This window comes from Peribacillus sp. YIM B13482 (assembly GCF_042787975.1).
Lineage (GTDB): Bacteria > Bacillota > Bacilli > Bacillales > DSM-1321 > Peribacillus > Peribacillus simplex_A.
Map to the genome: position 1 here is coordinate 15,100 of NZ_JBHZPF010000023.1, position 12,547 is coordinate 27,646.

Below are 12,547 nucleotides of genomic sequence, written 5' to 3' on the forward strand. Positions count from 1 at the left end.
GGCATTCCTATTTTGAGGCCGAGAGCTTCAAACATCTAAGGAGAGAGGAAAAGCAGCTATTCTGCCGTGTTCCTCTCTCCTTATACATTGTTTGTACGCTTTTATCATATCAAGTCCAATCGGCTGTTTTATTTACCTATACACTTGCACAGTCAGTGGGATGCATATGATTTTGGCACCGATTAATTTTTATAAATATTACCTTCCAAAAGATCTTCCAAAGTTGTATGATCCAGCAATTCTGCCACTTGATCTCTAATCAGTGCCCAAAGGGGTTTTAATAAACAGTTATTATCTTCAAGGGGACAATATTCATATGCTGTAATACTTACACAGCTCATAGGGGCAAGCGGTCCTTCTAAGTCCCGAATTACGTTTCCAATGATAATCTGATTGGGCAATTCCTTTAAGCTATACCCTCCGTAGACCCCCCTTTTACTTTTAACATAACCGTGACTTTTTAAATGTAAGAGAATTTGCTCCAGATATTGAGGCGACACTAGCGTCTCATTCGCAACATCTTTTATCTGCATGAGTCCTTTTTCGTTCTTTGCTAAAGCTATTAAAGCTCTTAATGCATATTCCCCCTTACTTGAAATCTTCATATGATCATCACTCCCAGCCAATACACTTTATATCATGCTATTTTATGAATGAAGATTATATACGTGGAACTTTGTGTCTATTTCATTCCTGGAAATGCACATCTATATACTTTATTCATACTATATTTCAGAAAGTTGACAAATTTAATCATGTTTCTATGGAATCAATTTAATATAGAAAGAAAATATTAAAACCCTTTAATAACGGGACAAGTTCAACTTCCTCATTGTAAAAAATGAACACTATCTTATTTGTAAGGAGACGCGAAGAATGGATTTTTTAGAGTCTGTCAAATGCACTTTCGATAATTTACCCTCGTATGATGAAGGTAATTTAGTACAAGCCGTTCAATCTTTAAATCTAACTTTTCATGAGGTTTCTAAGTATGTTACTGAACCGATGGATTTAGAATACGGAAGGAATGTTATTTACAAATCCGAAAATGTCGAAGTAATTGTCATTCATTTACCTAGTATGGCCAGGACTTTTATCCATGATCATGGATTGTCTATTGGATGCATTTTTGTGGTAGCTGGTGATTTTTTAAACGTATTATATAAGTCGGAAGACAAAGAATCTAATCCAATTTATGATCAAATAGAGGAGTTTTCCCAAAATGATATCCTCCTTGTTAAAGAAGATACCATTCACATGATGTATAATCCCACCACTTCTCCTATTATTACCTTTCATATTTACACTCCACCATTAAAAGGCGGAACAATCTATACTTCCCCATAAGATAATCATCATCCAAATATATGAGTATATCAAATAATCTAAAAGAGAAAGAGGTGTTATATTTCACAATCAAAAAAACCATGGTTCATTAGGAGGATGTTATGAATTCGCAAGGCGATCAATTTATCCAAAGCTTACAAGACGGAAGAAGTGTTTGGTTAAACGGAACAAAAATTGATGTCACAACAGATGAGAACTTTAAAGGTACATTAACTACGATCTCTGAGTTATTTAATATGATGGATGATCCACAAAAGAGAAACTCGGTAGGCTACCTTAGTCCCAAAACGAAAGGGTTTGTCCATTCAGCCTTTTTAGTTCCACACTCTTATGATGATTTACTGAAGAGGAGGATAGCTTTTGAAACTTGGAGTCAAACAACAGATGGCGTGATGAGCCGTTTGTCAGACTATGCTAGATCAAGGTTAACAGGATGGTATGCATCGCGGGAGGACTATAAAAAGTTTGATGCACACTTTCCCCATAAAATTAAAGCTTATTATGAAGAAGCAAGAGATAAGAATCTTTTTTTAAGTGTAGTGCAACGAGATCCTCAGATTAACCGTGCCAATCAATCCTTCAAAGATATAAAGGATCTAGGATTATTAAGAATTACAAAAAAGACGAGTGATGGTGTTTTCTTAAGTGGAGCCAAAATGATTGGTACCGCAGCCCCCTATTCGAATGATTTAATTGTATATCCCCTCGTAAATCTGAAAGAAGAACATGAATCCATAGCTCATATGCTTATTGTTGCGGCCAACTCTCCTGGATTGCATATGGTTTGCCGGGAATCCTTTGCTGCAAATCAGACAAAAATAGTGGATTCTCCTCTAAGTTCAAGGTACGACGAGATGGATGCTTTATTAATTTTTGACAATGTATTCGTCCCCTGGGAACGTGTTTTACTTTACGACAACGCTGATGCTTTGCTGCAAATTAAATTGAATCCCGCATCAAATGGCTTAGCGTATCATCAGGCTATCGTTCGGTTATTAACTAAGCTGGAATTCGTTACAGCAATAGCTTGTGAGATTGCTGAAGCAATAGGGGCCGATGCCCATCTGCATGTTCAAGAAAAAATAGGGGAACTATTAATCCAGGTTGAAACGATTAGAGCATTATTGATAGCTTCGGAAAGGGAAGGAAATCTAGATCAATATCAAACGTTCATCCCAAATTTCACGTACATTGAAACAGCCAGAAACCTCGGGACCAAATATTATCCCCGTGCCATAGAAATTTTACAGCTCATAGGAGCCGGAGGATTCATTCAATTACCCTCAAGTGTACAGGACTTCCAAAGTCCCTTATCGGATTTGCTGAAAAAATATTTTAAAGGAGCGAATCTGGAGGCAGAAAAGAGAACAAAACTATTTAAATTAGCCTGGGATCTTGTGGGGAGTCCTTTAGGATCTAGGCATGAATTATATGAACGTTTTTATGCAGGAGATCCAATACGCAATATAGCTAATCAGTATAATAATTATGATAAAAAAAGATTTAAACAAATGTTAGAAAAATATTTAGATTATTAATAGTTAGGGTCACACAGCAAAATATTCCAAGCAGGAAGTCCATCAGCTTTGATTTAAGCGGAAGACCATGATGAAACAGGTACTGTAATTTGAAAACCTTCTTTACTATGCACTTTATTGATCCAAGAGCCACATGAAAAATCTATTTAAAATCACGATAACTCCATAGATCCAAGCTAATTTAACGCTTTTAAGGGACAAAAGTAATCCTACTGGAACCAAGAAAATAAATGCCTCCAGCACGAAATGAAGTTTCGCTGATAGTTGTATACTGGCCTAGGGGAACCAAATACCCCCCAGAGGACCGCTATTCCAAGTGGGATGACAATGCAAAAATTTCTAATTTGCAAGACTGCCAGAAAACCCATTTTAACCTTCCACCAGATCATATTTATCTTTATTCATTACAATTGAATGGATTCCCTCTATATATGTATTTAGCAGAATAGAAAAACTTTTATCGATATCAATTGGCATTCCAAACCCACCCATTTTTTCAATTGAAGTAAATCCATGTAAAATACTCCTTAATCCTCTCACCAAGTGAATCGCCATTTCTTCCTTTAAATCATAGGCTTGTAGTACTTGGACAACAAGCTCCACAACTGCTTGCTGTGCTTGCTGTAATTCCATGTCTTCAGAATTTTGAAAACGGGTGGTGGCATCATAAAGGCCTGGATGAACTCTAGTAAATTCAACATACGCCTCACTAAGTGCCCTGATTGCATCATCACCGGAACGTCCCACTGCTGCTTGAATCATGTATTCATAAAGTTTTTTAACTCCATTTACTGCTAGTTTCTGTTTTAATCCATTTAGGCCGTCTAAATGGTTATATAACGAGGGGGGCCGTATTTGTAATTCTTCAGCCAACTGGCCTAAAGTAAGATGATCAAGGCCGTTTTCATCAACTAGTTCAGTCGCTTTCTGTAAAATGATAGACAAATCCAACCTTATACGTTTAGACATCCATTTTAACCTCCTTTTTCATTGTTGAAGTTTTAATTCGGCTTCAACTATTGCTCTGTCCATAGAATTCCCAGGGTGTTCCAGCATCTTTCCATGACCTACAGCAAGTAAAGCTGGTTTATGACTTCTTAATTTCTTTGCACTTTCAAGTGCGATGAGTTTATCCCATGTGTAAAAGGCTGGGAATGGAAATAAAGGTTTGATCATTCCAGAAACCGCAGTTCCACCTCTTGTTTGCAGGGCATCCCCGACAATTAAACTATGATTACGGGTATCAAGAAGCGATATCGAACCAGGGGTATGTCCAGGTGAATAAATAACTTCCAATGAACCGATACGGTCACCATCTTTAAGCAGTAAGTCTGGTCGAGTTTGAATATTCTTAGGGACTCCGCCACGGATTGGATTTTCATTTTGCAGGAGCGTGACATCGCCAGCAAGTAATGATGCTTCCCTAATAGAAATACTCACTTGTACATCAGGCATTGATACTTTTAGACCGTCAAGTGCACCAACATGATCATCATGAGCATGAGTAACTATTATTCTTGTTATCGGTTTTCCAATAATTTGCGCCGCTTTCATTATGCTTTTTCCGCTATAGGGTAATGCTGCATCTACTAGTGTAAGGCTATTCTCTTCCTCTACTAAATAACAGTTTACGGGAAATACACGTGGCATGAAAGATAGTTGAAATACTGTACCAACCTTTGTCATCTTCATCTTTAATCAAACTCCTCCCTCAAACTAATATAATTAATAATAAAACTAATATGATTAGTTTTACAATATTATTCCACAATTAACTAAAACTTTCAGTCTCACAATAATGCTAACAAAATATCCTAGTTATCGAAAAAACCATAAAAAACCAGCTCTCAATTACCTTGAGCTGGTTTTTCATGTATCACATCATATCAATTTATTTTCAGGAAACATTTTCCTTGTCGCCGACATATTCATTCTCCCAAAAATCGGCGTTCTTAATGCCTAACGGTTTGGGGTCGAAAACGGGATCCAAACCTTTCTTCTTTTGCCTCTCATAATCCTTTAAGGTAATAAGTGCTGGTTTAGCGAGAATTAAAATGGCAATGACATTGAGCCATACCATAATCCCTAATCCAGCATCACCTAATGCCCAAGCCAGCTCTGCCGTACGAATGGTTCCATAGAAACTGGCCGCAAGAATGATGAGTTTCAATGCAAACATGGCCCACTTACTATTCCGCTTGCGCATTAAATAAGCAATATTCGTTTCTGCAATATAATAGTATGCCATGATCGTCGTAAAAGCGAAGAAGAAAAGCGCAACAGCAACAAACCCAGCACCAAATCCCGGTACTGCGCTATCGATGGCTGCTTGTGTATACCCCGGACCCGGTGTTACTTTTCCTAAATTATTGACAATATATGAACCATTTTCTGCTTGTGTATTATACATGCCTGTGAATAAAATCATAAATGCTGTAGCAGAACAAACGAACAATGTATCGATATAGACAGAAAATGCTTGTACAAGACCTTGTTTGGCAGGGTGCGAAACTTCTGCCGCAGCAGCCGGGTGAGCACCTGTGCCTTGCCCCGCCTCATTCGAATAAACTCCCCGTTTCACTCCCCAGGCTATCGCCATTCCGATGAGCCCGCCAAATGCAGAATCCATCCCGAAGGCACTTCTGAATATTAATGAAATGACATCTGGTAATTCTGTAATATTCATTATGACGATGACAACAGAAAGTAATATATAGCCCAGGGCCATGAACGGTACGATTATTTGCGCAGCATTAGCTATCCGTTTTACACCACCGAATATAATGAAACCAAGTAAAAGGATGATAGCTATACCTGTGATTGCAGGTTTAATGCCAAATGCATTCTCCATTCCGGCAGCAATTGAATTGGACTGGACACCAGGCATCAGCACGGCCATGGCTATTAGTGCAGCGAGTGCAAAAAGAACAGCGAACCACTTCACTCCCATTCCTTTTTCAATATAATAGGCAGGGCCCCCTCGATATTGACCGTCTTGTTTGACTTTATATATTTGAGCTAAGGTCGATTCCACAAACGCACTTGATGCTCCTATGAAGGCTATGGCCCACATCCAAAAAACGGCACCAGGACCACCAAAAGCGATAGCCGTCGCCACGCCAGCAATGTTACCTGTACCGACCCGACCCGAAAGAGCTATGGATAAAGCCTGGAAAGAGGAAACGCCCGCTTCTGAACTTTTCCCTTGGAACATCAAAACGACCATTTCCTTAATATGCCTTACTTGCAGAAAACGGGTCAAAATCGAGAATACTAAACCTACTCCCAATAAAATGTAAATGACTGGCGTGCTCCATAAAACTCCATTTAAAGCCGTAATAAAATCAGACAATCAAGCTCCTCCTTTGATTATATTTTGAAAATTCAAACTTATCTATTTTTGATTATATTTCATCTTAATGCATTAAACAATAGTTTTTGCGTCAAAAGACCTAACATGCCACTTTTTTATTTTTCCAACTGAGATATCCATACTTTCCTCCCGAATTGAAAAAAACGCCAGCAATTCCGCCGACGTCATGTTTTTGCATATAGGTCAAGATACTTTAATCGCACTGAGTATTTCCTGCTCCAATTGATTGGTTCTCTCCATTTTTGTCGATTCTGACCATCCAAAATATCCAGCCATATAATCGATCACTGCATTTTTATGCGTTTGGACTAAATCAATATCGAATAACAAGGTCCCGGTCCTGCGAAAGAAAAAGTCCACTGGAGTTGCAGCCATTTCATGATCAAGTGCGTATTTCAGCTGTACGAACAATTTCTGCGGAATGCCAGTGCTTATTCCTCCGTTTCCTTCGCTTTTGGCGATATTGAATAACACAGGTGCGTTAGACCCGTACATGGCCAATATATCCTCGGAGTCTTTTACAGCAAGTCCTGAGTCTACCCCCATTTGAATATGTTGCTTGATATAATAGGAGAAGTTGCTTGATCCCCCGACATCCCCGCCCGAAATCGGCATTCCTTTAGTGCTGCTGGCTCGGTAAGTATTATTGGACTGCTGGGAAAGCTTCCCTGCAACAAGGTCAACCGTCGTTTTAGCCATTTTGCGATAGCCGGTCAATTTCCCTCCAGCAATCGTGATAAGGCCCGAATCGGACTCCCAAATTTCATCTTTCCTTGATATTTCAGAAGGATCTTTTCCTTCTTCAAGAATCAACGGTCTCACTCCAGCCCAGCTTGATTCGATATCTCCATCCGAAATTTTCACTTCCGGAAACATATAATCTATCGCTTTTAATAAATAGGCACGGTCTTCGGATGTAACGGTTGGCACTGTAGGATCACCATCATAAAAAGTGTCCGTAGTCCCTACATAAGCCTTACCGGCTCTCGGGATGGCAAAAATCATCCGTCCATCTGGTGTATCAAAATAAAGCGCCTGCTTCAATGGGAATTTCGATTGGTCGATGACCACATGAACACCTTTTGATAACTTCAGCGTTTTCCCTTTTTTCGATTGGTCTTTCTCACGGATGGAATCAACCCAGGGACCTGCTGCATTAATAACTTTGTCTGCGTATATTTCATAAACATCACCCGAAAGTAAATCAGCAACTTGGACGCCGTTCACCTTTCCATTTTCATATAACAATTTATCTACTTTTGTATAATTTATCGGTGTTGCACCTTTATCGACTGCTGCCTTCATGACTTCGATCGTTAGACGTGCATCATCTGTTCGGTATTCAACATAATGGCCTCCGCCTTTAAGCCCTTCTTTCTTTACAAGGGGTTCCATTTTCAGTGTTTCACTAACCGATAGCATTTTCCTTCGTTCGCTTTTTTTAACGCCTGCCAGGAAATCATAGACTCGGAGTCCAATGGATGTACTGAATTTTCCAAAGGTGCCGCCTTTATGCATCGGGAGCAGCATTCTTTCTGGTGTAGTCACATGTGGCCCATTTTCATAAACAATCTCTCTCTCTTTTCCAACCTCAGCAACCATTTTTATTTCAAATTGCTTAAGATATCGCAGACCACCATGGACAAGCTTTGTTGAACGGCTTGATGTGCCTGCCGCAAAGTCCTGCATTTCAACCAATGCCACTTTCATTCCACGAGTCGTTGCATCCAGGGCAATCCCTGCACCGGTAATTCCCCCACCAATGACTACCACATCATATTTTTCTTTTTTCAGAAGTTCGATCGTTTCTTTCCGATATAAATTTGAAAACCTCATGCCTGACTCCTCCTTTAAGTAATGCCTTCCAATGTCAATTAGCCTGTATTACTCATGAATTCGCACTGTTTACTCGTGAATTCGTGCTGTTTACTCGTGATCTGCACGTTTACTCGTGAGTTCGCACTGTTTACTCGTGAATTCGTGCTGTTTACTCGTGAATTCGTGCTGTTTACTCGTGATCTGCACGTTTACTCGTGAGTTCGCGCTGTTTACTCGTGAGTTCGCACTGTTTACTCGTGATCTGCACGTTTACTCGTGAATTCGCGCTGTTTACTCGTGAATTCGCACGTTTACTCGTGAATTCGCACTGTTTACTCGTGAGTTCGCACTGTTTACTCGTGAATTCGTGCTGTTTACTCGTGAGTTCGTGCTGTTTACTCGTGAGTTCGTGCTGTTTACTCGTGAGTTCGTGCTGTTTACCCTTATATTCAATTGGTTCATTTGTTCTCATAGTGTCCATATAGATATTAATATCCCTAATCTGCCTTTAAAAACAAAAAAGAGAGACCATAAATGCACATTATCGAATTCACGATAACGCATTCATGGTCTCTCCTGTTCTCCGGCCGAGTTATTAACTTGATTTTAGTATATCATACTCTAGCTTATATTAGAAAGAATTCGCTTTGTTTTTTATTTAAAAGCCATTGCTGCATGTACAGCTTTTTTCCAGCCTTCATATAATTTATCTCTATCTTGCACTTCCATGGATGGTTTAAAGGTTTTGTCCACCGCCCATTGCTGAGATATTTCTTCTTGATCCTTCCAATACCCGACAGCAAGGCCCGCCAAATACGCCGCCCCGAGTGCCGTAGTTTCGTTTATTGTCGGCCTTTCGACTGGCACCTGTAATAAATCGCTTTGGAACTGCATTAAAAAGTCATTTTTGACTGCCCCGCCATCCACTCTCAATGTCTGCAGCTCGATTCCCGAATCCGCCTCCATTGCATCAAGGACATCCTTCGTTTGATACGCCAGTGATTCAAGTGTGGCACGAATGAAATGTTCTTTTGATGTCCCGCGCGTCAAACCAAAAATGGCTCCCCGTACTTCACTGTCCCAATATGGAGTCCCAAGGCCTACAAAAGCCGGTACTACATATACTCCATCTGTACTTTCCACCCGCTTTGCATAAGCTTCGCTGTCCTTGGCATCATTAAGCATCCGCAGACCATCACGCAGCCATTGGATTGCGGAGCCAGCTACGAATATACTGCCTTCCAATGCATATTCAACCTTCCCATTCAATCCCCAAGCAAGTGTCGTCAATAGTCCGTGTTCGGAACTGACAGCCTTGGCTCCCGTATTCATAAGCATGAAACAACCTGTTCCATACGTATTTTTTGCCATTCCTTCATTAAAACAAGCTTGGCCAAATAATGCCGCCTGTTGGTCACCGGCTGCTCCTGCGATTGGAATCGACTGGCCGAAGAAATGATATTCAATCGTATGGGCATACACTTCGGAAGAAGGTCTAACCTCTGGCAGCATCGACTTCGGCACAGTCAATATCTCCAGCAGTTCTTCGTCCCATTTCAGTTCATGGATATTATACATCAATGTCCGGGATGCATTGGAATAGTCCGTTACGTGAGCTTTGCCTCCTGAAAGCTTCCAGATCAGCCAAGTATCGATGGTACCGAATAACAGCTTGCCTTCATCTGCCCTTTGTCGTGCCCCTTCCACATTATCGAGGATCCATTTCACTTTCGTTCCGGAAAAATAAGCATCTATCAACAATCCCGTTTTATCCCGGAATAGATCATTAAGTCCCTTCTCCTTCAAATCATCACAGATTTCACTTGTTTGCCTTGACTGCCATACAATCGCATTATAAACAGGGGTACCTGTTTCCTTATCCCAAACGACTGCCGTTTCACGCTGATTGGTTATTCCGATACCGGCAATTTGCTCTGGCTTTACACCTGATTCCGATAGTACACCAGCAATTACCGCTAAAATTGATCCCCAAATCTCATTGGCGTTATGCTCGACCCAGCCTGGTTTAGGGAAATGCTGCGTGAATTCCTTTTGAGAGGAATGGACGATTTCCCCCTTTTCGTTAAATAAAATCGCCCGCGAACTCGTTGTTCCTTGATCCAATGATAAGATATATTTTTCCATACTGTGTTTCCCCCCTTTTTTAATTTAACTAGCCATGTTGCTAATTTCTAACTCACTTGATTGCTTTTTGCCAAAAGTATATGCTAACACCAATATTATCAGACTTGCTCCTAAAACAGCCCAAAAGGCTGTCGTCAATTCACCTAAAAAGACCGCTTTATAGAAGACAGCTCCAAGTGCTCCACCGACAATCGGACCAACAACCGGAATCCAAGCATATCCCCAATTTGATTTTCCCTTACCCGGTATTGGCAGCAGGAAGTGAGCAATACGAGGTCCAAGGTCACGGGCAGGGTTTATGGCATAGCCTGTCGTTCCTCCTAGCGACATCCCGATGACAACAATCAATAAACCGACAGCAAATGGGTTCAGACCTTCTGTAAACTCGCCGGCTCCAATAAACAATAAGCCAAGAACAAGGATGAACGTACCAATCATTTCACTTAATAGATTTGAAAAAGTATGTGGGATAGCCGGTGAGGTTGAAAACACACCAAGCTTTGTACCTGGATCCTCCGTAGCTTTCCAGTGTGGTAAATAATGCAGGAATACAAGAGTCGCACCTATAATTGCCCCTATCATTTGGGCCATGATGTACCCTGGCACATCAGCCCAAGGAAAATCTCCATTGATAGCTAATGCTACTGTAACAGCCGGGTTTAAATGTGCCCCGCTTATGGACCCCACTGCAAAAACACCCATTGTAACAGCCAATCCCCACGCAATCGTGATAACGATCCAGCCGGCATCTTTTGCATAAGAACCCTTTAAGGATGAACCAGCCCCAATACCTGCTCCGAATAAAACTAAAATCATCGTGCCTACCACTTCTCCCCAAAATGGAGTCATGAATAAAACCCCTCCCCTGATAAATTTTTAAACCATGCCAACAAATAAAAGGAGATCCACAGCAGAACTATCTTCATAAAATAAATTATGAATAGATCTGTTGTGAATCTCCTAGTCTCCGTCACATATATTAACTTATAATTTACAATATACTAGTTTGTGAAAACGCTGTCAATTATTTCACGAGGAATTATTCTATTTTTCTGTATTTTTTTTCAACTTCCTCGTTCGACCCCATTAAACGATATCCCATAATTCAGTTTTGGAAGTGGTGATTGACGACGCTCCAGCATCAAGGGCGTTCAGGACTTCATCCGAAGTACGTATGAGGCCGCCTGCAAAAATCGGTGTCTGCAATCGTTCCTTCACCTCTTTTATCATCCATGGCATGGCGCCTGGCAATACTTCGATATAGTCCGGCTTGGTTTTCTGCACCAGCTTATAACTTTTCTCCAGAGCATGTGAATCTATTAAAAAGATTCGCTGGATGGCAATGACCCCCTTTTGCTTCGCCTTCAATATAACGTTTGATTTTGTTGAAATCAGCCCATATGGATGATATTCCTGACAAATGAATTCTGTCGCGTACTCATCACTTCTTATGCCATGGATCAAATCGACATGATAAATCATTTTCTTATTATGCTGCTTTGCCATCATACTTACGTTTTTCAATTGTGATATATGCAAATCAAGAAACACACCTATTTCATAGGAACTTTCTAAAAATCTTTCGAAATCCTTCATGCTTGCTGAAGCAGGCAAAATCTTCTGGTCCATTATTCCCCCCCTTATCTCCTGGAAAACTATAAGTAATTTAGTATATTTTATAGAGCTTGATTTATCAAACACATTGTGAGGTATGGCATTTCAACCTACCCTTACACTATCATACCTGGCATCCCCTTTAAATATTGTGGCTAAAAACGATCCATCATATTGAAAGTTTCATTTTCAATGCACCTTCGACCAGCTCATACGATTTAATTGTGCCAACGGGGATTTTTCTCACGATGTTCCAAGCATTAACATTCATTTTGATCGTTCTATTTTCGAATTCAAAAAATGGCGGTTTGTTAAATATCCTTTGGTTAATGAAATTCCTGTCAATAGGCTCCATTTCCACTAATTCAAATGAAATCGTTCTTTTTTCCACGTGAACCGGTTTTAATGTAATCCGGAAAGCCACATTTTTCTTAAACATCATTTTTTTCACTTCCGTCGTTCCGGAAAGCACTATATGCTTTGGTGTAATCTCGACTTTAATAACCTGATCATATGATTTCATTCTTAAGATTTTCTCTATCATGGCTTCAGTTACCGTTATCGGTATGCCATTTTTGAATGGACTGAATGTACTCATCCTTGCATTCCCCTCCTGCCGCTCATATGAAACGTCGGTTATAGCATATGCCGGGTTCCCTGATGTAGTTAACATTTCAACCCATATTAATAATCGGTATATTCGAAATCTTCC

General features: G+C 40.2%; 12 protein-coding genes. 2 read left to right on the forward strand and 10 right to left on the reverse strand.

The annotated features are described in order from the left end of the window. Positions 1–182: 182 nt before the first annotated feature. Positions 183–605 carry an RrF2 family transcriptional regulator gene (locus tag ACFX4L_RS12865; protein WP_061465352.1) on the reverse strand — a complete coding sequence of 141 codons (423 nt, stop codon included), beginning with the start codon at positions 603–605 and terminating at the stop codon, positions 183–185. Positions 606–876: 271 nt separating this feature from the next. Between ACFX4L_RS12865 and ACFX4L_RS12870 the strand changes: the two genes are divergently transcribed. Further along, entirely contained in the window at positions 877–1,347 is a 471-nt protein-coding gene (locus ACFX4L_RS12870; RefSeq protein WP_377405330.1) for a cysteine dioxygenase, read from the forward strand. Between the two features lie 101 nt (positions 1,348–1,448). Further along, the gene (locus ACFX4L_RS12875) at positions 1,449–2,885 is read left to right on the forward strand and encodes a 4-hydroxyphenylacetate 3-hydroxylase family protein (protein WP_377405332.1); all 1,437 of its coding nucleotides are present in this window, start codon (positions 1,449–1,451) and stop codon (positions 2,883–2,885) included. Positions 2,886–3,254: 369 nt separating this feature from the next. Here the strand turns inward: ACFX4L_RS12875 and ACFX4L_RS12880 are convergent, their stop codons facing one another. The 9 genes from ACFX4L_RS12880 to ACFX4L_RS12920 all read right to left on the reverse strand — a co-directional run bounded on the left by ACFX4L_RS12880 (position 3,255) and on the right by ACFX4L_RS12920 (position 12,433). Continuing rightward, positions 3,255–3,854: a TetR/AcrR family transcriptional regulator gene (locus tag ACFX4L_RS12880; protein ID WP_377405334.1), complete on the reverse strand. Its 600-nt coding sequence runs from the start codon at positions 3,852–3,854 to the stop codon at positions 3,255–3,257. An 18-nt stretch (positions 3,855–3,872) separates the two neighbouring features. Further along, entirely contained in the window at positions 3,873–4,577 is a 705-nt protein-coding gene (locus tag ACFX4L_RS12885) for an MBL fold metallo-hydrolase (protein WP_377405336.1), read from the reverse strand. 205 nt (positions 4,578–4,782) lie between these two features. Then, the gene (locus ACFX4L_RS12890; protein ID WP_284469395.1) at positions 4,783–6,237 is read right to left on the reverse strand and encodes an alanine/glycine:cation symporter family protein; all 1,455 of its coding nucleotides are present in this window, start codon (positions 6,235–6,237) and stop codon (positions 4,783–4,785) included. Positions 6,238–6,441: 204 nt separating this feature from the next. Further along, complete coding sequence (locus ACFX4L_RS12895) at positions 6,442–8,094, reverse strand: glycerol-3-phosphate dehydrogenase/oxidase (protein WP_377385838.1); 1,653 nt, start codon at positions 8,092–8,094, stop codon at positions 6,442–6,444. A 172-nt stretch (positions 8,095–8,266) separates the two neighbouring features. Then, positions 8,267–8,557, reverse strand: coding sequence for a hypothetical protein (locus tag ACFX4L_RS12900; RefSeq protein WP_377405338.1), 291 nt, complete (start codon positions 8,555–8,557; stop codon positions 8,267–8,269). Positions 8,558–8,730: 173 nt separating this feature from the next. Then, positions 8,731–10,221: a glycerol kinase GlpK gene (gene glpK / locus ACFX4L_RS12905; protein ID WP_089361793.1), complete on the reverse strand. Its 1,491-nt coding sequence runs from the start codon at positions 10,219–10,221 to the stop codon at positions 8,731–8,733. Positions 10,222–10,245: 24 nt separating this feature from the next. Next, entirely contained in the window at positions 10,246–11,070 is an 825-nt protein-coding gene (locus tag ACFX4L_RS12910; protein ID WP_377385844.1) for an MIP/aquaporin family protein, read from the reverse strand. A gap of 237 nt (positions 11,071–11,307) precedes the next feature. Further along, positions 11,308–11,850, reverse strand: coding sequence for a glycerol-3-phosphate responsive antiterminator (locus ACFX4L_RS12915; RefSeq protein ID WP_377385846.1), 543 nt, complete (start codon positions 11,848–11,850; stop codon positions 11,308–11,310). Between the two features lie 154 nt (positions 11,851–12,004). Beyond that, complete coding sequence (locus tag ACFX4L_RS12920) at positions 12,005–12,433, reverse strand: hypothetical protein (RefSeq protein WP_284469389.1); 429 nt, start codon at positions 12,431–12,433, stop codon at positions 12,005–12,007. Between the last annotated feature and the right edge of the window lie 114 nt (positions 12,434–12,547).

Coding starts and splice junctions, on each gene's coding strand:
- ACFX4L_RS12865 (WP_061465352.1), bottom strand. CDS start 605: ATGAAGATTTCAAGTAAGGGGGAATATGCATTAAGAGCTTTAATAGCT.
- ACFX4L_RS12870 (WP_377405330.1), top strand. CDS start 877: ATGGATTTTTTAGAGTCTGTCAAATGCACTTTCGATAATTTACCCTCG.
- ACFX4L_RS12875 (WP_377405332.1), top strand. CDS start 1,449: ATGAATTCGCAAGGCGATCAATTTATCCAAAGCTTACAAGACGGAAGA.
- ACFX4L_RS12880 (WP_377405334.1), bottom strand. CDS start 3,854: ATGTCTAAACGTATAAGGTTGGATTTGTCTATCATTTTACAGAAAGCG.
- ACFX4L_RS12885 (WP_377405336.1), bottom strand. CDS start 4,577: ATGAAGATGACAAAGGTTGGTACAGTATTTCAACTATCTTTCATGCCA.
- ACFX4L_RS12895 (WP_377385838.1), bottom strand. CDS start 8,094: ATGAGGTTTTCAAATTTATATCGGAAAGAAACGATCGAACTTCTGAAA.
- ACFX4L_RS12900 (WP_377405338.1), bottom strand. CDS start 8,557: ATGGACACTATGAGAACAAATGAACCAATTGAATATAAGGGTAAACAG.
- glpK (WP_089361793.1), bottom strand. CDS start 10,221: ATGGAAAAATATATCTTATCATTGGATCAAGGAACAACGAGTTCGCGG.
- ACFX4L_RS12910 (WP_377385844.1), bottom strand. CDS start 11,070: ATGACTCCATTTTGGGGAGAAGTGGTAGGCACGATGATTTTAGTTTTA.
- ACFX4L_RS12915 (WP_377385846.1), bottom strand. CDS start 11,850: ATGGACCAGAAGATTTTGCCTGCTTCAGCAAGCATGAAGGATTTCGAA.
- ACFX4L_RS12920 (WP_284469389.1), bottom strand. CDS start 12,433: ATGAGTACATTCAGTCCATTCAAAAATGGCATACCGATAACGGTAACT.